Here is a 25,839-nt window from a genome sequence, read left to right as displayed (position 1 = left end):
GATTATTCGCTTGTCAGTCCGACCACCTGGGCCGGCTCGTGAAAGGCGACCGCCAGGCCGCTCTGGTATCTCAAATCCACCCGCGCCACATCTCCGGCGCGCTCCGCCAGGTCGCTGCGGTACACCGCGATAAAGCGCTGCACCCGCTCCAGGAAGGCCTCGCCCCCCAACACCAGCTCCATATCGCCGGTAAGCTCCGCCTCCAGCTGGCCGCGCTCGTCGACCTCCAGCATCTGCACTTCCAGCGCCACATCCGCCAGCAGCTCTTCCAAGCGTTGATAGCGCGCCATCAGTTCGCGCTCGCTCCCCGGGGGCCCCACCAGTCGCGGCAGGTCCCGCCAGGCTTCGGCATTGTCCGACTGGAACACCGCGCCCTCGTGATTGAGAAAGCCGCCCTGCCCCCAACGCGCGATCGGCAGCTGTTCGACCACCGTGATTTCCAGCGAATTGGGCCAGCGGCGGCGCACCGATACCCGGTAGATCCAGGGCAGGGCCTCCAGCTCGGCGCGGATCTGCTCCAGGTCCGCGCTGAGAAAACCGCCCACCAGCGCCGGCTGTACCATCTCCTGCAACACCTCGGTGCGTGTGTGTTTGAGATCGCCGCTCACCACAATGCGCTCCACAGGTATGGCCTGCAGGGTGATGAAGCCCTGCAGAGCCGCGGCCAGCACCGCGCCGGAGCCAATCAGGATCAGCAAGCGGTTGAGCCAGTTAAACGACCACTCGCGGCGCTCGCGCTGCGGCGCCTGCTTGCGGGTCGCCCCGCGCCCGCCCCGACGGCCGCCCTGTGATTCGCGCACGCTCATGCCGGCTTCACCTCAGCGACCCGGGCGTCCCAGCTCAGCTCCAGGATACGACGCACCAGCGCGGCGATATCCATCCCCGCCGCCTTCGCCGCGATGGGCACCAGGCTGTGGGAGGTCATACCCGGTATGGTATTGACCTCCAGCACATAGAAGCGCCCGTCGCGGTCACGCATCAGGTCCACCCGGCCCCACACCGCGCAGCCCAGGGAGCGGAACGCCGCCAGGGACAGCGCGGCCGCCTCGGCCTCGTCCGCCGCGCCCAGGTCGCTGGGGCAGTGGTAGCGGGTCGCGTCGGACAGGTACTTGGCCTCGTAGTCATAGAATTCGTTGTCGGTTTCCATGCGAATCGACGGCAGGGCCGTATCGCCCAGGATCGCCACCGTGTATTCGGGGCCGTCGATAAACTGCTCCGCCAGCACCACGGCGCCATAGGCGGCGGCCTTGCGGTAGGCCGCCTCCAGCTCCGCCGCGTTCGCCGCCGGCGCCATGCCGATACTGGAGCCCTCGCAGGCGGGCTTGACGAAAACCTTGCCCAGGCGCGCGATCACCGCCGCCCAGTCGGTGTCCGCCGCCAATAACTCGAAGCCGCCGGTGGACAGGCCGATGCCCTGCCACAGCTGCTTGCTGCGCTGCTTGTCCATGGCCAGGGCCGAGCCCAGCACCGACGAACCGCTGTATTTCAACCCCAGGGAGGCCAGCGCTCCCTGCATCACGCCGTCCTCGCCACCCGGTCCATGCAGGGCGTTGAACACGAAACCCGCGCCTTCGAGCTGTGCAATCCAGTCGGCATCGGCGGGGTCCACGGGCCGTACCTGGCAGCCCAGGGTTTCCAGGGCGGCAATCACCGTGCCGCCGGATTGCAGGGATACCTCGCGCTCGGCGGAGTTGCCGCCGAGCAACACCGCGACCGGGGCCGCCTTGATCCGCTCCCAACTCATTGCACTCCCCCCTGCAGTCGACCCAGCGCCTTCAGGTCCTGGGCCAGCTTGCCGACATTGCCCGCCCCCTGGGTAATCACCACATCGCCGTCGCGCAGCACGTCCGCCAGCACCCCGGCCACCTCGTCGATCGACTCCACGAACACCGGCTCCACCTGTCCGCGCTGGCGGATACTGCGGGTAAGGCTGCGGCTGTCGGCCCCCGGGATCGGCGCTTCTCCCGCCGGGTACACGTCCAGCAGCAGGAGCGCGTCGCAGCGCGATAACACCGCGACAAAATCCTCGTACAGGTCGCGGGTGCGGGAATAACGGTGCGGCTGGTAAATCATCACCAGCCGGCGGTCCGGCCAGGCCTGGCGCGCCGATTCCAGGGTTGCCCTGACTTCGGTGGGATGGTGGCCGTAGTCGTCCACCAGGATCGCCGAACCGCCTTCGAAGGCCAGCTCGCCGAGCAGGCTGAAGCGCCGCCCCACGCCGGCGAAACTTTCCAGGCCGCGTGTAATGGCATCATCCGCCAGGCCTTCGTCGCTGGCCACGGCGATCGCGGCGGCGGCGTTGAGTACGTTGTGGCTGCCGGGCATGTTGAGCTTCACCTGCAGCGAGGCCAGTTTGCCGGGGCGGTGTACCGTGAATTCCGTGGTCAGGCCCCGGCGTACCATGTCGCTGATGCGGTAGTCGGCGCGCTCGTCAAATCCGTAGGTGACGGCCTGCCGGGTCGTGTCGGGCAGCAAGCCCGCGACGACCGGGTCGTCGATACACAACACCGCCAGGCCGTAGAACGGCAGGTTGTGCAGGAAATCGAGAAAGGTCTGGCGCAGCACCGCCGGGTCGCCGCCATAGGTTTCCATGTGATCGGCTTCGATATTGGTCACCACGGTGACCATTGGCTGCAGGTGCAGGAAGGAGGCGTCGCTCTCGTCGGCCTCCGCCACCAGGAAACGGCTGGCGCCGAGCTGGGCATTGCTGCCCACGCTGTTGACCAGACCGCCAATAACGAAAGTCGGGTCCAGCCCGGCCTCGCCGAACACCGCCGCGATCAGGCTGGTGGTGGTGGTCTTGCCGTGGGTACCGGCCACCGCGATGCCGTGGCGGTAGCGCATCAGCTCCGCCAGCATCTCGGCCCGGGGCACCACCGGAATCCGCGCCTCCCGGGCGGCGACCACTTCGGGGTTGTCCGCGCTCACCGCGCTGGAGCTGACCACCGCGTCCGCGTGATCGATATTCGACGCGGCGTGACCATAGTGCAGGGCAACACCCATGTCCTCCAGGCGTTGGGTCACCGCACTGCGGCGCAGATCGGAGCCCGCCACCTCGTAGCCCAAATTGACCAGCACCTCGGCGATGCCGCTCATGCCGCTGCCGCCAATGCCGATCATGTGGATGCGGCGAATACGGCGCATCTCGGGCACGCTGTACACGCTTTTCTCATTCATCGCACAGTTCCTCGCAGCAGTCGGCGACCCGCGCCGTGGCATCCGGCCGCGCCGCATCACGCGCCGCGCCGGCCATCGCCGCCAGTCGCTCGGGGGCGTCCACCAGCTCCCGCACCGCGCTCGCCAGTGACCCGGCATCCAGGGTCTTTTGTTCCAACATAAGGCCCGCGCCGCGGTCGGTCAGGGAGCGGGCATTCCAGTACTGGTGGTTATCGATGGCCTGGGGCAGCGGCACCAGCAGCGCCGGACGGCCCATAATCGCCAGCTCCGCCACGGTCAGCGCCCCGGCGCGGCACAGCACCAGGTCGGCCCAGCCATAGGCGGCGGCCATGTCGTCAATGAAGGGCGCGACGCGCACGGTGTCGCCGACCAGTGCCCCGTAGGCGGCCTTCACCGCGTCGATGTGGTCGGCGCCGGTCTGGTGCCAGACTTCCAGCAGTCCGGCGCCGCGCTCCGCGCTCAGGCGCTCAAGAGCCACCGGCACGACCTCGTTGATCGCGCGAGCCCCCAGGCTGCCACCGAGCACCAGCAGGCGCAGCGGCCTGGAGCCATCGAAAGTCCACGCGGATTCGAGCCCGGCCCGGAGAAGATCGCCGCGCACCGGATTGCCGAGTTCCCGCACATCCGCCCTGTTGCCGAAGGCCCCCGGGAAACCGGCGGCCACGCAACGGGCCAGCGGCGCCAGCAGGCGATTGGTGGTGCCGGCCACCGCGTTCTGTTCGTGGATCAGCAGGGGACGGCGCAACAACCAGGCCGCCAGCCCCGCGGGACCCGCGGCGTAACCGCCCATGCCCACCACGCAGTCCGGCCCCCGGCGCGCCACCAGGGCCAGTGCCTGGAAGCAGGCAAACACCAGTCGCAGCAGGCCTTGAACGGTCTGCAACAGGTTTTTGCCGCGCACTCCGCGCACCGCGAGGTAGTGCAGCGCGATGCCGGCCTGCGGCACCACCCGGGACTCCATGCCGTGCTGGGTGCCAACCCACTCCACGCTGTGCCCGCGGTCCTGCAGTTCCCGCGCCACCGCCAAGGCCGGGTACACGTGCCCGCCGGTACCGCCGGCCATCATCAGAACGTGCAGGGCCCGGCTCATCGCTTGCCCTTCCTTGCCGGCCGCGCCGGGATTGCACGCAGTTCGCTCTGGATACGCAGCACCATCGCCAGCATGGCACAACAGGCGATCAGGCTGGTGCCGCCGTAGCTCACAAAGGGCAGCGTCAGCCCCTTGGTCGGCAGCAGGCCGGAGCTCACGCCCATGTTGACGAAAGCCTGGCCGGAAAAAATCAGCGCCACGCCATAGCAAACGTAGGCGCCGTAGTCCTCCCCCAGCGCCGCGGCCCGGCGCCCCACCCACAGGATGCGCCCGATCAGCGCCGCGTACAGGGCAATCACCAGGCAGGCGCCGACAAAACCGGTTTCCTCGGCCCAGATGGAAAACACAAAATCGGTGTGCGCCTCCGGCAGGTAAAACAGTTTCTGCACACTGTTGCCCAACCCCACGCCGAGCCACTCGCCGCGCCCGAAGGCGATCAGGGATTGAATCAGCTGGAACCCGCTGCCATAGGGGTCCGCCCAGGGGTCGGTATAGGCGATCAGGCGCTGCATGCGGTAGGGCGCGCTGAACACCAGGGCCGCGAGCCCCAGCAGGGCCACCCCGAGCACGGTAAGGAAATGGCTCATGCGCACACCGGCGAGGAACAACATGCCAAATGCGGTGCCGGCCACAATCACAGTGGCGCCGAAGTCGGGCTCAACCATCAGCAACAGTGCGACGAAGCCCAGCACCGCCATCGGCCGCAGGAAACCCCGCCAGTCACTGCGCACGGCATCGGCCTGGCGTACGAGGTAGCCCGCCAGGTAGATCACCAGGGCGGGCTTGGCGAATTCGGACGGCTGCAGTGTCAGCGGCCCCAGCGCCAGCCAGCGCTGGCTGCCGTTGACGTCCTTGCCGACGCCGGGCAGCAGCACCAGGATCAGCAGCACCAGGGTGACAAACAACCACAGCCACCCGGTCTGCCGCCAGATGCCGGGCGGCACGCAATACGCCACAACGCCGGCGACGAGGGCCACGGCGATATACACCAGGTGACGCTGGGTGTGATACCAGGGGTTGCCGTGGTGCCAGTCGCCGTACTCCACCGACGCCGAACCAATGGCCACCAAGCCCACCAGCAGCAGCGCAAAGCCCAACAGGGCCAGTGCGGGATCCAGCGGCGGCAGGCGAAGCTTGGCCGTCAACGCGCTCATGCGTCCGCTCCCAAGCGCGCCACCGCGGCGGCGAACTGGTCGCCGCGATCGGCATAGCCGGTGAACATATCGAAGCTGGCGCAAGCCGGCGACAGCAGCACCACGTCGCCATCGCGAGCCGCGGCGGCGGCACGCCGCACCGCCGCCTCCATGCTCTCGACATCAATGACCTCGGCAATATCAGACAGGCTCTCGCGCAGCGCGCCGGCCGCCTCCCCCATGACCAGGACTTGGCGGCAGTGCGCGCCCACGGCCTGCCGCAGCTGGCCGAAGTCCGCGCCCTTGCCCTGCCCACCGGCGATCAACAAGACATTGCGCTCGCCACCCAGGCCCTTGAGGGCCGCTTCCGTGGCGCCAATATTGGTGCCCTTGGAATCGTTGACGAAGCGCACGCCGCACCGCTCCGCCACCAGCTGGCAGCGATGCGGCAGGCCGCGGAACTCGCGCACCGCCCGCAGCATGGCGGGCATGGGCAAGTCCGCGGCGTGGCCGATGGCCAATGCCGCCAGCACGTTGGCCAGGTTGTGGCGGCCGGCCAGGGGCAGGTCCGCCACCGCGATCAGCGTTTCGAAGCCGTGGCACAGCGTGTCCACACCGTCGATCACGCGCAGGCCAAAGCCCGCCAGCTCCGGCTCGCGCAGGCGCCAACTGATCACTGTCACGTCATCGGCCACCAGGGGTAGGGTGAGCGGGTCGTCCCGGTGCACAACGGCACTGCGGCAACCGCGGAAAATGCGGTGCTTGGCCTGGTGGTAGCGCGGCATGCTGCCGTGGCGGTCCAGGTGGTCGGCGCTGATGTTTAGCACCGCGGCCACCGCCAGGTTCAACGGCTCCGCGCGCTCCAGCTGGAAGCTGGATAGCTCCAGCACATACAACTCGCGCGCCTCGTCGAGCAGCTCCAGGGCAGGCGTGCCCAGATTGCCGCCAACCCCGACATTGAGACCGGCGGCCCGCGCCATGGCGCCCACCAGCTCGGTCACCGTCGACTTGGCGTTGGAGCCGGTAATCCCGATCACCGGCGCCCGCGCCTCGCGCACGAACAGGTCGACATCGCCCAGCACGCGGGCGCCGGCCTGCACCGCCGCCCGCACCAGGGGCTCCTCCAGTGACACGCCGGGGCTGACGATCAGCTCGCCGGCCCCTTCCACCACGGACAAGGGCACGTCACCGGCAAACACCGGCACCTCCGGCATTTCCCGGCGCAGTTCCGCGATACCGGGAGGCTCGGCGCGGGTATCCACCACCGCGAAGGCCAGGCCCCGGCGATGCAGGTGCCGGGCACAGGACAAGCCGGTGGCGCCCAGGCCGAAGACGACCCGGTTGTCACTGCTTGCGATCATGTCCTGTGCCATTGTCACACTCACTCCCTTGATGTCCGCCTAGCGCAACTTCAGCGTGGCCAGGCCGAACAACACCAACATCACGGTAATGATCCAGAAACGCACAATGACGCGCGGCTCTGGCCAGCCCTTGAGCTCGAAATGGTGGTGAATGGGCGCCATGCGGAAAATACGCCGCCCGGTCAGCTTGAAGGAGGCGACCTGCAGGATCACCGACACGGTCTCCAGCACGAAGATGCCGCCCATGATGAAAAACACAATCTCGTGGCGGGTAATGACCGCCACCGTCCCCAGTGCCGCGCCCAGGGCCAGCGCGCCAACGTCACCCATGAACACCTGGGCCGGGTAGGTGTTGAACCACAGGAAGCCCAGGCCGGCGCCGGCGATCGCACCGCAAAACACCGCCAGTTCGCCGCTGCCCGCGACGTAGGGAATGTGCAGGTAACTGGCAAAATCCACGTGGCCGGTGAGGTAGGCGATCAGCCCCAGCGCGGTCCCCACCATCACCGTGGGCAGAATGGCCAGGCCGTCGAGACCGTCGGTCAGGTTCACCGCGTTGCTGGCGCCGACAATCACGAAGTAGGCGAGCAACACAAACAGCGGCCCCATGCTCCAGGCAAAATCCTTGAAGAAAGGGATATACAACTGCGTGGTCACGGGGGTGTCGAAGGCCAGGTACAGGTACAGCGCCGCCGCCAGTCCCGCCGCCGACTGCCAGAAATACTTCCAGCGCGCCGGCAGGCCGCGGGAATTGCGCTCGACCACCTTGCGGTAGTCATCGACCCAGCCCACCGCGCCGAACACCGCGGTCACCCCCACCGCGATCCAGATATAGGGATTGCGCAGGTCCGACCACAGCAGGCTACTGATTGCGATGGCCACCAGGATCAGCGCACCGCCCATGGTGGGGGTGCCGGACTTGCTCAGGTGGGACTCGGGACCGTCATCGCGCACCGCCTGGCCGACCTGGTAGAAGTTGAGCCGGCGGATCATTGCCGGGCCGACCAGCAGCGAAATCGCCAGCGCGGTGCCGGCGGCGAGAATACTGCGCAGGGTCAGGTAGCTGAACACCTGGAAGCCGGTGTGAAACTGGGTCAGGTACTCGAACAGGAACAACAGCATGGTCAGCCCTTCGCCTCCATCTGTTGATTGGTCAATGCGGCCAGCAAGTGCTCCATCGCGGCCCCCCGGGAACCTTTAACCAGTACGGTATCGTCGGCGCCGAACTCGCCGTGAAGCGCGGCGATGGCATCGTCGCGACCAGCAAAGTGGGCACCGCCGGCGCCGAAGGCGGCAACCGACTCCGCGAGTTCCGGCCCCACTCCCCAGAAACGGTCGAGCCCGCGCTCGCGCGCGTATTCACCGATCTGCCGGTGCAGCGCGGCGGATTCATCACCCAGCTCACGCATCGCTCCCAGGATCAGTGTGCGCCGCCCCTCGCAGTCCGCCAGCAGGTCGATGGCCGCGCGCACCGAGCCGGGGTTGGCGTTGTAGCAATCGTCGATCACGGTGCTGCCGCCGAGCCCGCGGCTGATCGCCAGGCGCCCGGGCACCGGGGTCACCGAGGCCAGGCCGGCGCTGATCTCACTCAGGGACAGTTCACAGGCCAGTCCCACGGCGATGGCCGCCAGGGCGTTGGATACGTTGTGCAAGCCCGGCAGTTTCAGCGCCACCGGCACATCCCCCGCCGGTGTGCTGGCGATAAAACTGATACCGGCGGTGCCGCGACTGCTGATATTGCTGGCGGTGATCGCCGCGGGTTGGCGCAGGCCGTAGTCAAGGATCGTGGCGGCGCCGGCGCGAGCGCGCCAGCGGCGGCTGTATTCCTGGTCGGCGTTGATGATCGCCGTGCTCGCCTCGCCGAGACCGTCGTAGATTTCGCCCTTGGCCTCCGCCACCGCCTGTACCGAACCGAAGCCCTGCAGGTGGGCGGGCATGGCGTTGAGCAGCACGGCCACATCCGGCCGCGCCAGCTCGCACAGCCAGGCGATGTCGCCAGCCTTCGCCGCGCCCATCTCCACCACCGCGAAACGGTGCTCCGGCGCCAGCCGCAGCAGGGTCAGCGGCACGCCGATCTCGTTGTTGAGGTTGCCCGCGGTGGCCAGGGTCGGGCCGCGCCGGGACAGCACCGCGTGAATCAGATTCTTCACCGTGGTCTTGCCGCTGCTGCCCGTGATCGCCACCAGGGGCCCGGCGAACTCGTCGCGGTTGCGCGCGCCCAGGCGGCCCAGCGCGCGCTGGGTGTCGGCCACCTCCAGCAGGGGCAGCCCGCAGTCCACCACACGGCTCACCAGTGCCGCCACCGCGCCGCCCCGCTTTGCGGCCAGGAGGTAGTCGTGACCGTCGAAGCGCTCGCCGCTCAGGGCCGCGAACAGGGCGCCCGGCATCGGCTCGCGGGTATCCGTGGCGACGCCGCTGATGGCGACATCCTCGCCATGCAGGGTCGCTTCGAGGGGCGCAACCAACTCCGACAACCGGTAGTCACGCATCATGACCCGGCCCTCCGCGCCAGCGCGGCGCGCGCCTGCTCGGCATCACTGAAATACAGGCGCTGCCCCTCCACGATCTGGTAATCCTCGTGCCCTTTGCCGGCGATCAGCACACAATCCCCCGGCGCGGCCTCGTCAATAGCCTGCGCAATGGCCGCGGCACGATCGGTCTCGAGACTGTATTCACCACTGCAACCGGCGGCGATATCGGCCAGTATGGCGCCAGGATCCTCGCCCCGGGGGTTGTCGCTGGTGACAATCACCCGGTCGGAGCCCTGGCAGGCGACGCGCCCCATCAACGGGCGCTTGCCGGTGTCGCGGTCGCCGCCACAGCCGAACACGGTCACCAGCGCGCCGGCGACCTGGGGCCGGATGGCGCGCAACACCTGCTCCAAAGCGTCGGGGGTATGGGCGTAGTCGACCAGCACCTGGATGCCGAGCGAATTGGGGATCGCCTGCAGACGCCCCGGCACCGGTTGCAACGCCGGCACTGCCGCCAGCACCCGGTCGAGGTCGTGGCCGCCCAGCACGGCACAGGTGATCGCGGCGGCGAGATTGGCCACATTGAAGTCCCCCGGCAGGGATGAGCGCAGCTCGCCATGCCCCCAGGGCGTATCGATCCGGCCGCGAGCCAGCCTTTGGTCAAAGACCAACTCGCTGACACGGATATCGGCCCTGGCATCGCCGCTCGCGGAATAGCCCAGCACCTCGCAATGCCCCGCCGCCAGCGCCCGCAACGGCCCGGCGTAGGCGTCGTCGCTGTTGATCACGCCAAAGCGCAGGCCCTCGCGGGTGAACAGGCCCATCTTGGCGCGGGCATAGGCCGCCATGCTGCCGTGGTAGTCGAGGTGATCCCGCGACAGGTTGGTGAATACCGCGGTATCGATACGCACCCCGTTGACGCGCCCCTGGACCAGGGCGTGGGACGACACCTCCATGGCCACGTCGCGCACGCCGCCGCGCAACCATTCGGCCAGCTGGCGCTGCAGGACCACCGGGTCCGGCGTGGTGTTGGCCGCCGCGGTCACACTGTCGTCGAGCGCCGCACCCAGGGTACCGATGACCCCACAGGGCCGCTCCAGCGCGCGCTGCAACTGCGCCACCAGGCGACTGGTAGTGGTCTTGCCGTTGGTGCCGGTGACACCCACCACGCGCATTGTCCGGGTGGGGTCACCGTGGAAACGGGCGGCGATCACGCCCGCTTCGTGAGAGAGCTCGGGAATTTCGATCAGGGGTACCGGCAACGCATCCACGAAACCGCCGGCGGGCGCCTCCGCAACCACCGCCGCGGCGCCGCTGGCCACCGCCTGCTCCATAAAGGCGCGGCCATCGTGAACACTGCCGGCAAGCGCCAGGAACAGGTCGCCGGGCCGCACCTGGCGGCTGTCCAGGGCAAGGCCGCTCACCCGCACATCGTCGGCGAGCGGCATATCGAGCAGGGCGGAAAGCGGCATCCCCGCATCCGTCGTCACCTGGGCCATCATCACGCTGCCCCTCCCCGCCGGCCGTCGGCGGCGGCTATCCGGGAATCCGCGCCCGGCGCCTGCGGCGGCACGTTCAGCAGCCGCAGCGCGCCCTGGGCCACCCGGGCAAACACCGGGGCCGCCGCGGAGCCGCCACCGTAGGCGTCGCCCTTGGGGCCGTTGAGCACTACCACTGTCACGATACGCGGATTCTCCGCTGGCGCCACCCCGGCAAACAGGGCGCGATACTTGTCGTCGATATAACCCTGGGCTCCCACCTGGTGCACCGTGCCGGTCTTGCCGCCGACCTCGAAGCCGGGTACCCGAGCGCGGCGCGCGGTACCGTTGTCACCGGTCACCCGATTGAGCATCATCAGTACCTTGTCGGCGATGTCGGAGGACATCACCCGACGCCCCGGTGGCAGGGCCCCGTCATCGATTGCCAGCAGCGACACCGGCGGCAGCACGCCATCGTTGGCGAAGGCCGCGTAGGCGCGGGCCAGTTGCAGCGGCGTGGTGGTGAGCCCGTAGCCGAAGGCCAGGTTCACCTCCTCAATCTTGGCCCAACGGGTGCGGTTGGGCAGCAGGCCGGCGCGTTCGCCGGGAAAGCCCGTGCCCGGCGGCTCGCCGATCCCCAGGCGCTGGAACACGTTCCATACCGGCTCGCGACCGATGTCCAGGGCGATCTTGGTAACCCCGACCTGGCTGGACTTCTCGAGGATGCGCGATACCGTGATCTCGCCGTAGTTACGCGGATCGGGCAGCACCTTGCGGCCGACGCGAATGCGACCGGGGGAAGTATCGACCAGGGTCTCGGTGGTATAGCGCCCGCTCTCCAGCGCCGCCACCAGAGTCAGGGGCTTCACCGTGGAGCCGGGCTCGTACTCGTCGGTCATTGCCCGGTTGCGGGTATGACCGGGCTTGTAGCCCTTGCGGCTGTTGGGGTTGTAGACCGGGTGATTGACCATCGCCAGCACCTCGCCGGTGTGGGCGTCGAGGGTCACGATAGTGCCCGAGTCCGCGGCGGTCTGGGCTACCGCGCGCTGCAATTCGCGATGCTGCAGGTACTGCAGGCGCAGGTCGACGCTGAGCTTCAGGTCGCGCCCGGGCCGCGCCGGCTCGAGCACACCGATGTCGCGCACCGCGTCGCCATGCAGGTCCTTGATGTACTGCTTCTTGCCGGGAATGCCGCGCAGCCACTCGTCGTAGGCCAGCTCCAGGCCGGCGATACCGGCACCGTCGACATTGGTGAAGCCCACCACTTGACCGGCCACTTCACCGGCGGGGTAGTAGCGCTGGTATTCACGCTCGCCGTAGACCCCGGGAATGCGGTGGCCGAGTACCACCCGCGCGCGCGCCGGCACGCGGTGGCGCGCCAGGTACATAAAGCGCTTGCCGGCATACCGCTCGAGCTTGTCTTCCAGCTCCGACAACGGCATCTCCAGGGCCGTGGCCAGCTCCGGCAGGCGGCCGGATTCCGCCAGCTGCACCGGGTCGGCCCAGATCGAGATCACCGGCGTGCTCACCGCCAGCGGCTCCCCGCGGCGATCGGTGATCAAACCGCGGTAGGCGGGAATTTCCGCGGTGCGCACCGCGCGCATGTCGCCCTGGCTCTGCAGGAACTCGCGGCCGCGATCGGTATTGAGCACCTGCAGCGACAACATCCGCCCCAGCACCAGCAACAGCAGCACACCCAGGGCTCCCGCCACGAGATAAAAACGCCAGGGGGCGACGGCAGTTTGGCGTCCCCGCGCGCTCACGGCGCCACCACCTTCAGTTCCTCCACGATCGGCGAGTGCATGCCGAGCTCGCCGGTAGCGACCTTCTCCACCCGGTAGTGGGATGCCCAGGCACTCTGCTCGAGCAGCAGGCGGCTGTAGTCTTCCTGAAGGTACCACTGGTCCGCCTCCAGGCGCTGCAGCTCGGCGTAGAGCTCGCGGCAGGCGTGGGAGGAATGAATCACCCCGAAGGCCGACAGCACCACCGCCATCATCAATGGCAGCAGCGCGACACGGCCGCGGCGGGCGGAATCGCCAGCGAGTATTGGCCGCTGCGCCGCCATCAGGCCAGCTTCTCCGCCACGCGCATGATGGCGCTGCGGGCGCGCACGTTGGCGGCCACTTCATCCTTGCCCGCGCGCACCGCCTTGCCCACCAGCTTCATGCGCCGGTTGAGGTCGCTGTCCCGCACCGGCACCCCGGGCGGCAACTGCTCGCCGCGGCTCATGTCGCGCATGTAGCGCTTGACCATGCGGTCCTCCAGCGAATGGAAGCTGATCACCACCAGGCGGCCGCCGACGGCGAGCAAATCCAGGGCCGAGTCCAGCAGGTCACGCAGGTCGTCGAGCTCGCGATTGATATAGATACGAATCGCCTGGAAGGCGCGGGTAGCAGGGTGCTTGTGTTTTTCCCAGCGCGGATTGGCCTCGGCGACGATGGTCGCCAGGCGGCCGGTGGTGGTGATGGGCGTTTCCGCGCGCGCGGCCACGATGGCGCGGGCGATGCGACGGGAGTAACGCTCTTCGCCGTATTCGTACAGCACGTCGGCGATGTCGGCTTCCTCGGCCCGCGCCAGCCACTGGGCGGCGGTTTCACCGCTGCTGGTGTCCATGCGCATATCGAGGGGGCCGTCGTGCTGGAAGCTGAAACCGCGCCCGGCCTCGTCCAGCTGGGGGCTGGACACACCCAAATCCAGTAAAATGCCATCAACCGCGCCGATCCCCATCCGGCGCAGTTGATGGGGAAGCAGAGCGAAGGACCCGTGGAAAAACTCGAACCGGGGCTCGCTCACAACCAACTGTTCGGCCTCCGCCGCCGCGAGGGGGTCCTTATCCACGCCCAGCAGGCGGCCGCCCGCGTCCAGCACCTGCAGGATCGCGCGGCTGTGCCCGCCGCGGCCAAAGGTACCGTCCACATAAAATCCGTCGCGCCTGGTCACCAGGGCGTCCACCGCCTCTCGCAACAACACCGTTTGATGCATATCCCTTCCTACCATGTACCGGATACGGCCCGAGCGCCCTGTCCGGGCCGGTTTCGCGGCGCAGTCCCGCGAAACCGGGCTCAGCGCACCGACCTGCAATGGCCGGTGTTGCCACCCTCCCGGCGGGGAGAATGGCGCGGACTGTAATTGCCCAGCCCGCACTAGAGGGTCAGCGACATCAATTCATCGGGCAATTCGGCGTCGGGCCCGGACTCGAGCAGCGCCTGCTCTTGCTCGGCGAACCACAACTCCTCCGACCACAGCTCCAGCTTGTTGCCCTGCCCCACCAGCACCAGTTTTTTCTCCAGCCGGGCGTAGTCACGCAGCGGCTGGGTAAGCAGCATGCGACCGCTGCCATCCAGTTCCACGTCGGTGGCATAGCCCAGCACTAGCCGCTGGAACCGCTTCACCGCCGGCTTCAAGGCGGGCAGGTCCTGGATATCCCGCTCGATGCGCTCCCACTCGGGCAGCGGATAGATCGCGAGACAGCGGGTCTGGGTATCGATAGTGACGACGATCTGACCCTCGCATTGCTGCAGCAATGGCTCGCGCTGGCGGGCTGGCATGGCCAGCCGCCCCTTCGCGTCCATATTGATGTGCTGCACTCCGCGAAACACGCCAGTCTTCCCCACTCACTTGGCTTTGAGACCCACAAAAAGCCAAATTTATCCACTTACTCCCACTTTGCGACACTATAGGTCTGGCTCAAATGGGGTGTCAAGCGAGCGGAATCAAAAAAACGTTGTAATTTCAGTAAATTAGCGCCACTTTCCGAGCCTCCGGCACCGGCCCGCAGGGCAAATCGAGAGTAAAAAATGTCATAAAACATGCGCGTAAACGCACATGCTGAGAAGTTACTTTAAGTTCAAGTTTATTTTTTTCTGTCGAGCAGGCCCGAAAGGGCCAAGAAAGCATATGCCGCGCCGTCTGGCGGCGAACCAGGCGTCAAGCGGTCGGCGGCCGACCCCTCGGGCCTCGCCATTTGGCGGTCAACGACCGGCCGGCCTGGGGCCGGCCAACCGGTAAGCAAAGAGAGTGAGTCGATCGATAAGCCGGGTTCTGTCGAGGACGATCATTCATCTGCGACAGGCGTCGCCGCCTGCCTGTAGCGACCTACCCGAATCCACTGCGGGCCACAGCGTCTGGATTCCTATTTGGTCTTGCTCCGGGTGGGGTTTACCATCGCCGCGCCTGTTGCCAGCCGCGCGGTGCGCTCTTACCGCACCATTTCACCCTTACCCGACCACTGGGTGGCCGGGCGGTATACTTTCTGTTGCACTTTCCGTAGGCTCGCGCCCCCCAGGTGTTACCTGGCACCCTGCCCTATGGAGCCCGGACTTTCCTCCCCGCGGCCGTGAAACACGACCGGGAGCGATCGCCTGATCGACTCGGCGGCAAGACTACCCCCGCCGCCGGCCCTTGGCAAGCCAATAACAAGGGGAAAAAGGGGGTCAACCGTCCGCGGCGTGCTCGAGGAGGTAGTTGTACAGCAGCTTCTTGCGCAAGCCGGTCAGGTCGGCGACCACCGCCGCGGCGCGCTTGCCGGGTAGTTCGCGGGCCAGGCGCAGCAACAGGCGGGCGGTGTCGGCGTCGATATCCTCGCCGCGCTCGCGCCGACCCGCCACCACCAGCACGATCTCGCCGCGGCACTGGTTGTCGTCGCCAGCGACAAAAGCCTGGAGCTCGCCCAGTGGCGCACGGCGCACGGTTTCAAAAGCCTTGGTGATCTCCCGCGCCAGCAGCGCCTCGCGCTCCGGACCGAAAACCGCCACCAGGTCCGCCAGGCAATCCCTCAGGCGGTGGGGCGCCTCGTAAAAAACCAGCGTCTCCTGCCGCTGCTCCAGCTCGCCCAGGCGATTGACCCGGGTGCCTGCCTTGCCGGGCAGAAAGCCCTCGAACAGGAAGCGGTCGGTGGGCAGGCCCGACACGCTCAGCGCCGCCACCGCGGCGCAGGCGCCGGGCACCGGCAGCACCCGGTAGCCGAGTTCCTGCACCTCGCGCACCAGGCGATAGCCGGGGTCGGAAATCAGCGGCGTGCCGGCGTCCGACACCAGCGCCACCGCCCCGCCCTGCGCCAGGCAGCGGATGATCCGCTCGGCGGCACCGCGGCCCGAGTGCTCGTGATAGGCCACCAGGGGACTGTCAATGTCGAACTGGCGCAGCAACGCGCCGGTATGCCGGGTATCCTCCGCCGCGACCAGGTCGGCGCCGCCCAGCACCTCCAGCGCTCGCCGCGAGATGTCTCCCAGGTTGCCGATCGGCGTGGCGACAACATATAGTCCCGATTCCACTTGCAGCCCCTACCCTTATAATGAAGCACTCAATACTCGCCGGACAACCCACGCCGCCGGCCAAACAGCAGCAAAGGATAGCATGAGAGGATACCAACACGCGCCGCGCCGCCGGCCACAGCCCCTGTTGATACTCGGCCTCTGCGCGGCGCTCGCCGCCTGTAGCAGCCCGCCGCCGCGGGTGGGCGACGCCGATCCCCGCGACCTCGACCCGGCGGCCCTGCCCGGCGAGCAACCCGCCGAGCACCCCCGCTTCAGCCAACAGCTGCCCCCCAGCGCGCACTCGGCCCTGTTTCGCCGCGCCGAGGCCGCGCTCGGCGAGTTCGACTGGATGCGCGCGGAAATGGAACTCGCCGCCCTCGAGGAACCGCTGTCCGCCAATGACCACGCCTATCGCCGCTATCTCGACGCCCGTACGGCCTGGCTGAAAGGCGATACGGAAGCGGCCGACAACCTGCTGGCCGCCCCGCTACCGACGGGCACCGCGCCGGCACTGGCCATCATGACCGCCAACTTCCAGCGCTATGTGCGGCAAATGTCGGGTGACTACCTGGCCAGCGCCCGCCACGGCAGCCAACTACTGGAGCAGGTCCCGGACCACCCCCACGCCGGCGCCCTCAAGCGCAGCATCTGGCGCGACCTGGAGCGACTGCCCGCCGCCTCGCTGACACCCGCGACCGACGCCGGCGACACGCAGTGGCGCGCCTGGCTGGAACTGGCGGCCATCAGCGCCCGGGACGCGGATAGCGACAAGCTGCGCGACGACCTGCAACAGTGGCGCGAGCGACATCCCGACCACCCCGCGGCCAATCCCCTGCCGGGCGGACTCGACGCCCTGTTGGCGCCCCCGGCACCAAACGACAAGGTGGCGCTCATGCTGCCATTGAGCGGGCGCCTGGCGCCCGCGGCAAGGGCCGTCCGCGACGGCTACCTCGCCGCCTACTACGCCGCCCGCTCCGCCGGCGACGACGACGAGCGCGAACTACTGGTACTCGACACCCACGCCACCGGCGGCGCGCTGGCGAGCTACCGCGACGCCGTGCAGCGCGGCGCAACCATGGTCGTGGGCCCGCTGAGCAAACAATCGGTGGCCGAGCTCGGCAACGCCCCCGAACGCCCGGTGCCGGTGCTCGCCCTCAACCGGGCCGAACAGCCGCTGCCGCCGGCGGCCACCGCCCTCGTACAAATGTCACTGGCGCCGGACGACGAGATAGAGACCCTGGCGCGGCTGGCCTATGGCCGGGGCGCCCGGCGCGCCCTGATGGTGCGCCCCGCGGGCGAGTGGGGCGACAAAATGGAAACAGCCCTGCGCGAACACTGGGGCGCACTGGGCGGAGGCTTCGCCACCACCGCGACCTACGCCAGCGCCGAGGCCTACTCCGATACCATCCAACAGGCCTTCAACCTGGGCGCCAGCTTGCAGCGCGCCCGCGATGTGCGCAGCATGCTCGCCACCAATATCGAGTATACCGCCCGGCGACGACAGGATTTCGACGCCATCTTCCTGCTCAGCAGTTCTCCGGAAGAGGCGCGCTCGATCAAGCCCCTGCTGGCCTTCCACTACGCCGGTGCGGTGCCGGTGTACGCCACATCCAGCATCTACAGCGGCATCCCCGACCACCGGGACCGGGATCTCAACGGCATCATACTGGCCGACCTGCCCTGGTTCCTGGGCACCAGCCCGCGACTGCGGGTAGCCATTACCGCGGGGGATACCGGCAGCGACAGCTACGCCCGCCTCAACGCGCTGGGCGCCGACGCCTACCTGCTGCAAAGCCGTTTCGGCCAGCTGCGGGCCGGCCCGGACGCCCTGCTGCGCGGCAACACCGGCCTGTTGAGCATGGACCCGCAACTGCGCATCGTCCGCGAACCGCAACCGGCCACATTTGACGGCGGCGAACTGAAGCCCCTCTGACTTATACTGGCACGCCACGGGAACGACACGGGAGCCTCCCCTGGCACAGGCAGATGCGTACGAGGAACTGGCCGCGCAATGGCTGCGCGCGCGCGGCTGGGAGATAGTGGCGCGAAACGTCCGCTTTCGCGGCGGCGAGCTGGACATCGTCGCCCTGGACGGCGGCCATCTCGTATTCGTGGAAGTTCGACAACGGAGCAACCCCCGCTACACCGGCGCCGCCGCGTCGGTGGGCCGGGACAAGCAGCGACGCCTGGTGCGCGCGGCCAGCCTGTTCCTGCAACGGCACCCGCGCTGGGCCAACCGGCCATGTCGATTTGACGTGATCGCCTTCGAGCCGCCACAATCTGCCGCGCACCCCGAACCGAGATGGATTCGGGCGGCCTTCACAGCCTGAACCCTTCGCCCCCGGGACATCGCATGGACCACTACAGCATTTTCGCCGGCAACTGCCAGGGCACCCTGGAAAGCCTGGCCATGGCCGTCGACGCCCTGGCGGAACCGCTCTCCGTCGCCGCCGGCGCGGTGACCAACACCCTGTTGCAGGACGGCAAGATCATGGCCTGCGGCACCGGCGCCGACGCCGCCCTGGCCCAGCTGTTCTGCATCAACATGCTGGGGCAGTTCCACCATGAGCGCCCCGCCCTGCCCGCCATGACACTTGCGGCCGACGGCGGGACCCTGGCCACCATCAGCGGCCTGGAGGGTCACCGGGAAATTTTCGCGCGGCAGGTACGCGCCCTGGGACAACCCGGCGACGTGCTTCTGTGCCTGGCGAGCGGCACCGCCGGCGAGGCACTACTGGGCGCGGTGGAAGCCGCCAGGGAGCGGAACATGCTGGTGGTGGCGCTGTCGAACGGCGAGGACGACAATCTCCTGGCCGCGCTGCGCGAGGGCGACGTCCGCCTGGCGGTGCACAGCCCGGCTCCCGCGCGCGCCCTGGAGCTTCACACCGTCCTCATCCAGAATTTGTGCGAACTGGTGGATCACAACTTATTTGGTGGATAATTAGCGCCAGTTCACTCGTGTTGATTCGGCCTCAGGAAGTACCTAAATGACCCGACTGTTTCTCCTCCCGCTGATCTTTTCCGGCCTGCTGCTCGGCGGATGCGGCAGCATGCTGGCCAACCTCGAAGCCAATCCGATCGAGGACGAGCCCGTGGAGCGCACCATGGGCCGCAGGCTCGAGGACGAGAGTGTCGAAATCAAGGCCATGGTCAATATCCGCGCCGCGGACGACCGTTTCGACGACGCCCATCTCACGATTGTCAGCTACAACGGTTTTGTGCTGCTGGCGGGACAGGTGGCCAGCGAGGAACTAAAAGCCCGGGCCGCCAACGTGGTCCGCGACATACGCGGCGTGCGCCGTATTTACAACGAACTGCAGGTGTCGGCGCCCAGCTCGGGCATGACCCGCACCTCGGACGCCTGGATCACCACCAAGGTCAAATCCTGGCTGCTGGCCAACTCCAGCACGCCCGGCATGCGCGTCAAGGTGGTCACCGAAAACGGCGTGGTCTACCTGATGGGACTGGCCACGCAATCAGAGGCCGAGCGAGTAACCGAAGTTGCCGCGAGTTTGTCGGGGGTTCAGCGGGTGGTGCGGCTGTTCGAGATCGTGTCGGTTTAGGGGTGTACAGGGGAGCGCATCCGCCCCCCTGAAGGGCCGTGAGCCGCCCCCTCCTTTCAGGTCCTTCATTCGGCCACGATGTGGCGATTACTTAACCACTTTCAGCGAGGGCCGGCCTTCTGGCTTGCCGGGCGCGGGCTCCGGGGGCTGAGGATCGTCGTCGGGCTCCGGCGGCGGATCCTCTGGCTCGAACACCATGCCCTGCCCGTTCTCCCGGGCGTAGATGCCGATCACCGCGGAGACCGGCACCAGAATATCGGTGGGCACGCCGCCAAAGCGACCGTTAAACATCACCAGGTCATTGGAGATGTTGAGCTCTATCACCGCACTGGGGGAAATGTTGAGCACGATCTGGCCGTCCTTGACGTACTGCCGGGGCACTTCGACCCCGCGAATCGTGGCATCCACCAGCAGGTAGGGGGTGCAGGCGTTGTCCACGATCCACTCGTAGAGCGCGCGCATGATGTAGGGACGGCTGGGTGTCATCGGACAATCGGGCTCCAGCGGCTTGCGCGGCGGCTAGAGACGCATCTCCCGCTCCTGCTCCGACAGGCTCTCCTGGAACGCGTCGCGATTGAACAGGGAGTCCATGTAGGTCAGCAGCGGCTTGGTCTGCTTGGTGGAGCGAATTTCCACGCCCAGCGACGGCAGGCGCCAGAGAATGGGCGCGATGCAGCAATCGACCAGGGTAAACTCGTCGCTCATGAAGAAGGGCTTCTCGGCAAAAATCGGCGATATCGCGGTAATGCCCTCGCGCAGCTCCTTGATGGACTTGCTCACCACGTTGTCACTGCGGGACGACAGAATGGAGTCCACCAGGGTACACCAGTCCTTCTCGATACGGTGAATGTACAGGCGGCTCTCGGCACGCGCCACCGGATACACCGGCAGCAGCGGCGGGTGCGGGAAACGCTCGTCAAGGTACTCCATCATTACCTTGGATTCGTATAGCACCAGGTCGCGATCCACCAGGGTGGGCAGTGAATTATAGGGGTTGAGCTCCGACAGTTCGGCCGGTGGGTGATTGGAATCCGCCTCGACCATGTCCACGGTCACGCCCTTCTCGGCCAGCACAATGCGGACCCGGTGACTGTAATGACTACTACTGTCGGAGAAAAAGGTCATCGAAGACCGCTTTGCCACAACGCCCATCAGGGTATCCTCAGCTTATCAAGAAATATCAGGCAGCCGGCACGGCCTCCGCCGCCCCGGCTGTACGCCCATTCGGGCCTAGTGCACGTCCTTCCAGTATTCGCGGTTCAGCAACCAGGCGAACACGAAGAACAGGGTAATGAACAGTAAAACGAAGGTGCCAATACGCTTGCGGTCGGACGCCATCGGCTCGGCCGTATAGGCCAGGAAGTTGGTCAGGTCGTACATGGCGGTGTCGAACTCGTCGGGTGTCATCGAGCCCTCTTCCGTTACCACCAGGCGGCCGCAGGGTTCTTCCATGATGTCCTCGCCGGTCAGCGGGTCGCGCTTGACACCGCCATTGGCGGCTTTCACGGGGCCCATGGCACACTCCTGCGTACCCTGCAGCTCAAGCAGCACATGGGGCATGCCCACGTCCTTGAACACCTTGTTATTTACGCCCCAGGGACGGCTTTCATCCTTGTAGAAGGTGCGCAGGTAAGTATACAGCCACTCGGGCTGGCGCGCGCGGGACACCAGGGTCAGATCCGGCGGCGTGGCGCCGAACCAGGTCTTGGCGTCGTCTTCCGCCATGGCATTTTCCATCAGCGAACCGATCTTGACCTCCGGATCGAAGATCAGGTTGTCTTCCATCAGGTCCTCGGGAATGCCGAGATCCTTTGCCACCCGGTTGTAACGGGTGTACTGCAGTGAATGGCAGCCCATGCAATAGTTCAGGTAGACCTGTGCGCCGCGCTGCAGCGACGCCTTGTCGTGCGGGTCCGCCTCGAAGGCATCACAGGGAATGCTGCCGCACTGGTACGCGGACTCCGCACCCACCGCCTTCAGGGGGATAAAGGTCAGGGCACCGATCAGGGCCAACACACCCATGCTGCGCCAGAAGCCCATGCCGCCGTCCATAGTAACCCGCTCGGGCACCGGCTTGGTCCGGTCCATGGCCGACCACAGCGGCATGAAGAGGAAGAAGGCGAAGTAGAACACCGAACAGATCTGGGCCAGCACCGTGCGCGCCGGTGTCGGCGCCTTCACGCCCAGCACGCCAAGGATCAGGAAGCTGGCCACGAACAGCACCAGCATCACCTTGGTGATGTTGCCCCGGTAGCGCCAGGACTTCACCGGGCTGCGGTCCAGCCAGGGCAGCAGGAAGGGAATGGCCACCGATGCGGCGAAGGCCACGAAGCCCCAGAACTTGTCCGGCACCGCCCGCAACACGGAGTAAAAGGGCGTGAAATACCACACCGGCGCGATGTGCTCGGGGGTCTTCAGCGCGTTGGCCTCCTCGAAGTTGGCGAATTCCAGGAAGAAACCGCCCATCTCGGGGAAGAAGAAAATCACCCCGCAGAAGATGAACAGGAACACCGCGATGGCCTGCAGGTCGTGCACCGAGTAGTAGGGGTGGAAAGCCACGCCGTCCAGCGGAATGCCATCGGGGCCCTTGTGCTTCTTGATGTCCACGCCGTCGGGGTTGTTGGACCCGACCTCGTGCAGGGCCAGCAGGTGCAGTACCACCAGCGCCAGCAGCACGATGGGCAGCGCCACCACGTGCAGGGCGAAGAAGCGGTTCAGGGTGACGCCGGAGATGAGGTAGTCACCGCGAATCCAGGTCACCAGGTCCTCGCCCACCACCGGAATGGCGCCGAACAGGGAGATGATCACCTGGGCGCCCCAGTAGGACATCTGCCCCCAGGGCAGTACGTACCCGACGAAGGCCTCGGCCATCAGCACCACGAAAATCAGCATGCCGAATATCCAGATCAGCTCCCGCGGTTTTTTGTAAGAACCGTACAGCAGGGCGCGGAACATGTGCAGGTACACCACCACGAAGAAGGCGGAGGCGCCCGTGGAATGCATGTAGCGCAGTATCCAGCCGAACTCCACGTCGCGCATGATGTATTCCACCGAGGCAAAGGCGGCCTCGGCGCTCGGCGTGTAGCTCATGGTGAGCCAGATCCCGGTCAGCAGCTGGTTGACCAGCACCACCAGGGACAGCACGCCAAAAAAGTACCAGAAGTTGAAGTTCTTGGGCGCGTAGTACTTGCCCATGTGGGTGTCCCAGGCGCGCATGATCGGCAGGCGCTCATCGACCCAGTCACGTAACCCAATTAGCATATTATTCATCAGGCAGCCTCCGCATCCACGCCAATTACCAGGACATTGTCGCTCTCGTAGGAATAGGGCGGGATTTCCAGGTTGGCGGAAGCCGGCACACCGGAATAAACACGACCCGCGAGATCGAACTTGGACCCGTGGCATGGACAGAAGAAACCGCCCAGCCAGGCGTCACCACCGAGATCGGCGGCACCCACCTCGGGGCGGTACTTGGGAGCGCAGCCCAGGTGGGTGCACAGGCCCACCGCAACGAAGATTTCCGGGCGCAGGGCACGCCCCTCGCCGGAGATATACGCCGGCTGCTTGGAGATTTCAGAGGCCGGGTCCTTGAGGCGATCGTCGAGCTGAGGCAGCCCCTCGATCATTTCGGAAGTACGATGAACAACGTAGACCGGCTTGCCCCGCCACTCCACCACGACCATCTGGCCGGGTTCGAGCTTGCCGATATCGGCCTTGACCGGCGCACCGGCGGCTTTTGCCTTCGCCGAGGGGTTCCAGGACCCCACGAAAGGCACCGCGATGCCCACCGCACCGGCAACCCCCACCGCGCTGGTGGCCGCCGTCAGGAAGCGCCTCCTGCCGGTGTTCACGCCATCGCTACTCATGTTTTTCTCCCCTTATTTTCGGCCTACTGGCAGAGGCTGCCAGACTACCGGGACCGCTTTGCGAAAATGCTGCAAATAGTAATGATTTTAACGGGAACTGACAAGGTAAACCCCTTGATCTGGCAGCCTTTTCCAGCGCCATGCGGCGGAAAAACGCCCCCCTCCAGAAACAAAAAAACGTCCGACCTGCATACAGGCCGGACGTTTTCTGGACTGGATCGGGCGGCGCCGGGACGGGCCACCCATCGCAAAAGCGAATCAGCGCTTGGAGAACTGCGGGCGTTTGCGCGCCTTGCGCAGACCCACTTTCTTACGCTCCACGGCACGGGCGTCACGAGTGACATAGCCGGCGCCGCGCAGGGTGCCGCGCAGGGACTCGTCGTACTCCATCAGCGCACGGGTAATGCCGTGACGGATGGCGCCGGCCTGGCCGAAGCTGCCGCCGCCGGCCACGGTCACGTTGATGTCGAACTTATCGGACACCTCCGCGAGCTCCAGGGGCTGACGCACGATCATGCGCGCCACCTCACGACCGAAGTACTGGTCGAGCGGGCGCTTGTTCACGGTGATGTTGCCCCCACCGTTTTGCAGGAAAACGCGGGCAGTGGATGTCTTGCGACGACCGGTTCCGTAGTATTGGGTAGCTGACATAGGTGATTCCCGTTAGATATTCAGTGCTTGCGGCTGCTGCGCGGCGTGGGGATGCTCGGCACCCGCGTACACCTTCAGCTTCTTGAACATGGCGCGACCCAGCGGGTTGCGCGGCAGCATGCCCTTGACCGCACCCTGGATCACACGCTCGGGAGCCTTGTCGATCAGTTTCTCGAACGAGATCGATTTCAGGCCGCCGGGGTACCCGGTGTGGTGGTGATACATCTTGTCGGTCGCCTTGTTGCCGGTCACCCGCACTTTCTCCGCGTTGATCACCACGATGTAGTCGCCGGTGTCGACGTGGGGCGTATATTCGGGCTTGTGCTTGCCACGCAGACGGTGGGCAATCTCACTGGCCAGGCGTCCCAGAGTCTTGTCGGACGCATCGACCACATACCAGTCGCGGCTCACGTCCTCAGCTTTGGCACTAAAAGTTTTCATCAATAACCGCCTCTTGGAGGGCTCCAATTTCAAGAGCGCGAATACTACTCAAAGCACCCCGCCTTTTCAAGCGGGGAGCCAAAAGAAAAAATCGAGGCCCCGGAGAGCCTGCAAAGACGCGCCCACCAGCACTGTCGCCAACAGCGACAGGTACCTCCTTCGCCGCGAGCCAGCAACGGCGGCAAGAAGCCTACGGCCGGTGCTCCCTGCCCAGATACTCGATGGACTGCATTTCCTGCAGGCGCGACACCGTGCGCTGAAACTCGAACTCCAGGCGCCCGCCCGCATACAGCTCCAGCAGCGGCCGGTCGGCGGCCAGCACCAACTTTACGTTGCGATCGTAAAACTCGTCCACCAGGTTGATGAACCGCCGCGCGGCGTCGTCGTTGCCCGACCCCAGCGCCGGCACCCCGGAAATCAGCACCGCGTGGAACTCGCGCGCCAGCTCGATATAGTCATTCTGGGACCGGGGCCCGTCGCAAAGCTCGGCGAAATCAAACCACGCGACATCGTCCGCCAGGCAGCGGCAGGTCAGGTAGCGGCCATTGACCTGGATGCGCTCCCAGTGCTTGCCCGGCTCCGGCGCCAATTGCTCGAAACTGCGCCGCAGGCTGATATCCGCCTGCTCGTCCAGGGGGCAGTGGTAGAGTTCCGCGCGCTGCAGGGTGCGCAGGCGATAGTCCACCCCGGCATCCACGTTTATCACCTTGGTGTAGCGCTCAATCAGGGCGATCGCGGGCAAAAACCGCTGCCGCTGCAAGCCGTTTTCATAGAGCTTCGAGGGCACGATATTGGAGGTCGCCACCAGGGTCACCCCCCGCTCGAACAGGGCCTCCATCAGCCCTCCGAGGATCATCGCGTCGGCGATATCGGTGACAAAAAACTCGTCGAAGCAGACCACGCAGGCCTCCCCCGCCAGGCGGTCGGCCACCTGCTCCAGCGGATTTTTCTCGCCCTCGAGCGATTTCAGCTCCGCGTGCACGCGTTGCATGAAACGGTGAAAATGCACCCGCATCTTGTCCGGAAACGGCAGGCAATCGTAAAACGTATCCACCAGGTAGGTCTTGCCGCGACCGACGCCACCCCAGAAATAGAGCCCGACCTCCGGCTCCGGGCGCTCGCGCTTCAAGCGCCGCCACAAGTCCTGCAGGGCGCCGCCATCGGCGCGCTTGCGCTGCAACAGGCGCGTGTACAGATCCTGCAACGCGTGGACCGCCTGCTCCTGGGCCGGGTCGTGGGAAAAACCCTCGCGCTGGAGATCGGACTGATAGCGCTGCAGGGGAGTGGTGGCAGTGGTCAAGTGACTGGCTCGCGCGGAAGAAATTTGGCGTAGCTGGCCAGGGGCGCCCGGCG

The 25,839-nt window shown here is 66.5% G+C and carries 25 protein-coding genes and 1 other RNA gene; 4 read left to right on the top strand and 22 right to left on the bottom strand.

Going from position 1 to position 25,839, the window contains the following annotated elements:
- Positions 1-2 precede the first annotated feature (2 nt).
- From JYP50_RS02190 to rsmI, 15 genes are all read right to left on the bottom strand, one after another.
- Positions 3-806: a cell division protein FtsQ/DivIB gene (locus JYP50_RS02190; protein ID WP_206558805.1), complete on the bottom strand. Its 804-nt coding sequence runs from the start codon at positions 804-806 to the stop codon at positions 3-5.
- On the bottom strand, positions 803-1,744 hold the full coding sequence (locus JYP50_RS02185; RefSeq protein ID WP_206558804.1) for a D-alanine--D-alanine ligase: 942 nt from the start codon (positions 1,742-1,744) through the stop codon (positions 803-805). Before JYP50_RS02185 ends, JYP50_RS02190 begins: the two co-directional genes overlap by 4 nt.
- A complete protein-coding gene (gene murC / locus JYP50_RS02180) occupies positions 1,741-3,177 on the bottom strand; it encodes a UDP-N-acetylmuramate--L-alanine ligase (protein ID WP_206558803.1) in 1,437 nt (478 codons plus the stop codon). The genes JYP50_RS02185 and murC overlap by 4 nt, the downstream gene beginning before the upstream one ends.
- Positions 3,170-4,267, bottom strand: coding sequence for an undecaprenyldiphospho-muramoylpentapeptide beta-N-acetylglucosaminyltransferase (gene murG, locus JYP50_RS02175; RefSeq protein ID WP_206558802.1), 1,098 nt, complete (start codon positions 4,265-4,267; stop codon positions 3,170-3,172). The genes murC and murG overlap by 8 nt, the downstream gene beginning before the upstream one ends.
- On the bottom strand, positions 4,264-5,421 hold the full coding sequence (gene ftsW, locus JYP50_RS02170) for a putative lipid II flippase FtsW (RefSeq protein ID WP_206558801.1): 1,158 nt from the start codon (positions 5,419-5,421) through the stop codon (positions 4,264-4,266). The genes murG and ftsW overlap by 4 nt, the downstream gene beginning before the upstream one ends.
- On the bottom strand, positions 5,418-6,773 hold the full coding sequence (gene murD, locus JYP50_RS02165) for a UDP-N-acetylmuramoyl-L-alanine--D-glutamate ligase (RefSeq protein WP_206558886.1): 1,356 nt from the start codon (positions 6,771-6,773) through the stop codon (positions 5,418-5,420). The genes ftsW and murD overlap by 4 nt, the downstream gene beginning before the upstream one ends.
- Positions 6,774-6,800: 27 nt before the next feature.
- Positions 6,801-7,883, bottom strand: coding sequence for a phospho-N-acetylmuramoyl-pentapeptide-transferase (gene mraY / locus JYP50_RS02160; RefSeq protein WP_206558800.1), 1,083 nt, complete (start codon positions 7,881-7,883; stop codon positions 6,801-6,803).
- Positions 7,884-7,885: 2 nt separating this feature from the next.
- Positions 7,886-9,253: a UDP-N-acetylmuramoyl-tripeptide--D-alanyl-D-alanine ligase gene (locus JYP50_RS02155; protein WP_206558799.1), complete on the bottom strand. Its 1,368-nt coding sequence runs from the start codon at positions 9,251-9,253 to the stop codon at positions 7,886-7,888.
- Complete coding sequence (locus JYP50_RS02150) at positions 9,250-10,734, bottom strand: UDP-N-acetylmuramoyl-L-alanyl-D-glutamate--2,6-diaminopimelate ligase (protein ID WP_241262760.1); 1,485 nt, start codon at positions 10,732-10,734, stop codon at positions 9,250-9,252. Before JYP50_RS02150 ends, JYP50_RS02155 begins: the two co-directional genes overlap by 4 nt.
- On the bottom strand, positions 10,734-12,473 hold the full coding sequence (locus JYP50_RS02145) for a peptidoglycan D,D-transpeptidase FtsI family protein (protein ID WP_347136703.1): 1,740 nt from the start codon (positions 12,471-12,473) through the stop codon (positions 10,734-10,736). Before JYP50_RS02145 ends, JYP50_RS02150 begins: the two co-directional genes overlap by 1 nt.
- A complete protein-coding gene (gene ftsL / locus JYP50_RS02140; RefSeq protein WP_206558797.1) occupies positions 12,470-12,775 on the bottom strand; it encodes a cell division protein FtsL in 306 nt (101 codons plus the stop codon). The genes JYP50_RS02145 and ftsL overlap by 4 nt, the downstream gene beginning before the upstream one ends.
- Positions 12,775-13,707 (bottom strand): 16S rRNA (cytosine(1402)-N(4))-methyltransferase RsmH, encoded by a 933-nt coding sequence (gene rsmH, locus JYP50_RS02135; protein ID WP_206558796.1) that lies wholly within the window; start codon positions 13,705-13,707, stop codon positions 12,775-12,777. The genes ftsL and rsmH overlap by 1 nt, the downstream gene beginning before the upstream one ends.
- Positions 13,708-13,853: 146 nt before the next feature.
- Entirely contained in the window at positions 13,854-14,309 is a 456-nt protein-coding gene (gene mraZ / locus JYP50_RS02130) for a division/cell wall cluster transcriptional repressor MraZ (protein ID WP_206558795.1), read from the bottom strand.
- Between the two features lie 415 nt (positions 14,310-14,724).
- An RNA gene (gene rnpB, locus JYP50_RS02125) (RNase P RNA component class A) lies at positions 14,725-15,083 on the bottom strand.
- 60 nt (positions 15,084-15,143) lie between these two features.
- Complete coding sequence (gene rsmI / locus JYP50_RS02120) at positions 15,144-15,989, bottom strand: 16S rRNA (cytidine(1402)-2'-O)-methyltransferase (RefSeq protein WP_206558884.1); 846 nt, start codon at positions 15,987-15,989, stop codon at positions 15,144-15,146.
- 76 nt (positions 15,990-16,065) lie between these two features.
- Here rsmI and JYP50_RS02115 point away from each other — a divergent pair, with 76 nt between their 5' ends.
- Genes JYP50_RS02115 through JYP50_RS02100 form a run of 4 tightly spaced genes read left to right on the top strand, consistent with a single transcriptional unit; the run spans position 16,066 to position 19,528 of the window.
- Positions 16,066-17,898 (top strand): penicillin-binding protein activator, encoded by a 1,833-nt coding sequence (locus JYP50_RS02115; protein ID WP_206558794.1) that lies wholly within the window; start codon positions 16,066-16,068, stop codon positions 17,896-17,898.
- A 40-nt stretch (positions 17,899-17,938) separates the two neighbouring features.
- Entirely contained in the window at positions 17,939-18,295 is a 357-nt protein-coding gene (locus tag JYP50_RS02110; protein ID WP_206558883.1) for a YraN family protein, read from the top strand.
- 23 nt (positions 18,296-18,318) lie between these two features.
- A complete protein-coding gene (locus JYP50_RS02105; protein ID WP_206558793.1) occupies positions 18,319-18,906 on the top strand; it encodes a D-sedoheptulose-7-phosphate isomerase in 588 nt (195 codons plus the stop codon).
- Positions 18,907-18,952: 46 nt separating this feature from the next.
- Positions 18,953-19,528, top strand: coding sequence for a BON domain-containing protein (locus JYP50_RS02100; protein WP_206558792.1), 576 nt, complete (start codon positions 18,953-18,955; stop codon positions 19,526-19,528).
- An 87-nt stretch (positions 19,529-19,615) separates the two neighbouring features.
- On the opposite strand, the gene JYP50_RS02095 is transcribed toward JYP50_RS02100, so the two are convergent.
- From JYP50_RS02095 to zapE, 7 genes are all read right to left on the bottom strand, one after another.
- On the bottom strand, positions 19,616-20,014 hold the full coding sequence (locus tag JYP50_RS02095) for a ClpXP protease specificity-enhancing factor (protein ID WP_206558791.1): 399 nt from the start codon (positions 20,012-20,014) through the stop codon (positions 19,616-19,618).
- A gap of 33 nt (positions 20,015-20,047) precedes the next feature.
- A complete protein-coding gene (locus JYP50_RS02090; RefSeq protein ID WP_206558790.1) occupies positions 20,048-20,680 on the bottom strand; it encodes a glutathione S-transferase N-terminal domain-containing protein in 633 nt (210 codons plus the stop codon).
- A gap of 78 nt (positions 20,681-20,758) precedes the next feature.
- The gene (locus tag JYP50_RS02085) at positions 20,759-22,798 is read right to left on the bottom strand and encodes a ubiquinol-cytochrome c reductase (RefSeq protein WP_206558789.1); all 2,040 of its coding nucleotides are present in this window, start codon (positions 22,796-22,798) and stop codon (positions 20,759-20,761) included.
- Positions 22,798-23,394 carry a ubiquinol-cytochrome c reductase iron-sulfur subunit gene (gene petA / locus JYP50_RS02080; protein WP_206558788.1) on the bottom strand — a complete coding sequence of 199 codons (597 nt, stop codon included), beginning with the start codon at positions 23,392-23,394 and terminating at the stop codon, positions 22,798-22,800. Before petA ends, JYP50_RS02085 begins: the two co-directional genes overlap by 1 nt.
- A 258-nt stretch (positions 23,395-23,652) precedes the next feature.
- Positions 23,653-24,045, bottom strand: a complete 393-nt coding sequence (gene rpsI, locus JYP50_RS02075; RefSeq protein WP_206558787.1) for a 30S ribosomal protein S9 — start codon at positions 24,043-24,045, stop codon at positions 23,653-23,655.
- A gap of 12 nt (positions 24,046-24,057) precedes the next feature.
- Complete coding sequence (rplM, locus tag JYP50_RS02070; RefSeq protein ID WP_206558786.1) at positions 24,058-24,486, bottom strand: 50S ribosomal protein L13; 429 nt, start codon at positions 24,484-24,486, stop codon at positions 24,058-24,060.
- A gap of 190 nt (positions 24,487-24,676) precedes the next feature.
- Positions 24,677-25,786: a cell division protein ZapE gene (gene zapE, locus JYP50_RS02065; RefSeq protein WP_206558785.1), complete on the bottom strand. Its 1,110-nt coding sequence runs from the start codon at positions 25,784-25,786 to the stop codon at positions 24,677-24,679.
- Positions 25,787-25,839 lie beyond the last annotated feature (53 nt).

The organism is Parahaliea mediterranea, assembly GCF_017255185.1.
Taxonomy (GTDB): domain Bacteria; phylum Pseudomonadota; class Gammaproteobacteria; order Pseudomonadales; family Halieaceae; genus JAFKCZ01.
This window is presented reverse-complemented; position numbering and strand designations above follow the sequence as displayed.

Excerpts from the sequence above, each read along its gene's own strand:
- JYP50_RS02190 (WP_206558805.1), bottom strand. The coding sequence starts at position 806 with ATGAGCGTGCGCGAATCACAGGGCGGCCGTCGGGGCGGGCGCGGGGCG.
- JYP50_RS02185 (WP_206558804.1), bottom strand. The coding sequence starts at position 1,744 with ATGAGTTGGGAGCGGATCAAGGCGGCCCCGGTCGCGGTGTTGCTCGGC.
- murC (WP_206558803.1), bottom strand. The coding sequence starts at position 3,177 with ATGAATGAGAAAAGCGTGTACAGCGTGCCCGAGATGCGCCGTATTCGC.
- murG (WP_206558802.1), bottom strand. The coding sequence starts at position 4,267 with ATGAGCCGGGCCCTGCACGTTCTGATGATGGCCGGCGGTACCGGCGGG.
- ftsW (WP_206558801.1), bottom strand. The coding sequence starts at position 5,421 with ATGAGCGCGTTGACGGCCAAGCTTCGCCTGCCGCCGCTGGATCCCGCA.
- murD (WP_206558886.1), bottom strand. The coding sequence starts at position 6,773 with ATGGCACAGGACATGATCGCAAGCAGTGACAACCGGGTCGTCTTCGGC.
- mraY (WP_206558800.1), bottom strand. The coding sequence starts at position 7,883 with ATGCTGTTGTTCCTGTTCGAGTACCTGACCCAGTTTCACACCGGCTTC.
- JYP50_RS02155 (WP_206558799.1), bottom strand. The coding sequence starts at position 9,253 with ATGATGCGTGACTACCGGTTGTCGGAGTTGGTTGCGCCCCTCGAAGCG.
- JYP50_RS02150 (WP_241262760.1), bottom strand. The coding sequence starts at position 10,734 with ATGATGGCCCAGGTGACGACGGATGCGGGGATGCCGCTTTCCGCCCTG.
- ftsL (WP_206558797.1), bottom strand. The coding sequence starts at position 12,775 with ATGGCGGCGCAGCGGCCAATACTCGCTGGCGATTCCGCCCGCCGCGGC.
- rsmH (WP_206558796.1), bottom strand. The coding sequence starts at position 13,707 with ATGGTAGGAAGGGATATGCATCAAACGGTGTTGTTGCGAGAGGCGGTG.
- JYP50_RS02115 (WP_206558794.1), top strand. The coding sequence starts at position 16,066 with ATGAGAGGATACCAACACGCGCCGCGCCGCCGGCCACAGCCCCTGTTG.
- JYP50_RS02105 (WP_206558793.1), top strand. The coding sequence starts at position 18,319 with ATGGACCACTACAGCATTTTCGCCGGCAACTGCCAGGGCACCCTGGAA.
- JYP50_RS02100 (WP_206558792.1), top strand. The coding sequence starts at position 18,953 with ATGACCCGACTGTTTCTCCTCCCGCTGATCTTTTCCGGCCTGCTGCTC.
- JYP50_RS02095 (WP_206558791.1), bottom strand. The coding sequence starts at position 20,014 with ATGACACCCAGCCGTCCCTACATCATGCGCGCGCTCTACGAGTGGATC.
- JYP50_RS02090 (WP_206558790.1), bottom strand. The coding sequence starts at position 20,680 with ATGGGCGTTGTGGCAAAGCGGTCTTCGATGACCTTTTTCTCCGACAGT.
- JYP50_RS02085 (WP_206558789.1), bottom strand. The coding sequence starts at position 22,798 with ATGAATAATATGCTAATTGGGTTACGTGACTGGGTCGATGAGCGCCTG.
- petA (WP_206558788.1), bottom strand. The coding sequence starts at position 23,394 with ATGAGTAGCGATGGCGTGAACACCGGCAGGAGGCGCTTCCTGACGGCG.
- rpsI (WP_206558787.1), bottom strand. The coding sequence starts at position 24,045 with ATGTCAGCTACCCAATACTACGGAACCGGTCGTCGCAAGACATCCACT.
- rplM (WP_206558786.1), bottom strand. The coding sequence starts at position 24,486 with ATGAAAACTTTTAGTGCCAAAGCTGAGGACGTGAGCCGCGACTGGTAT.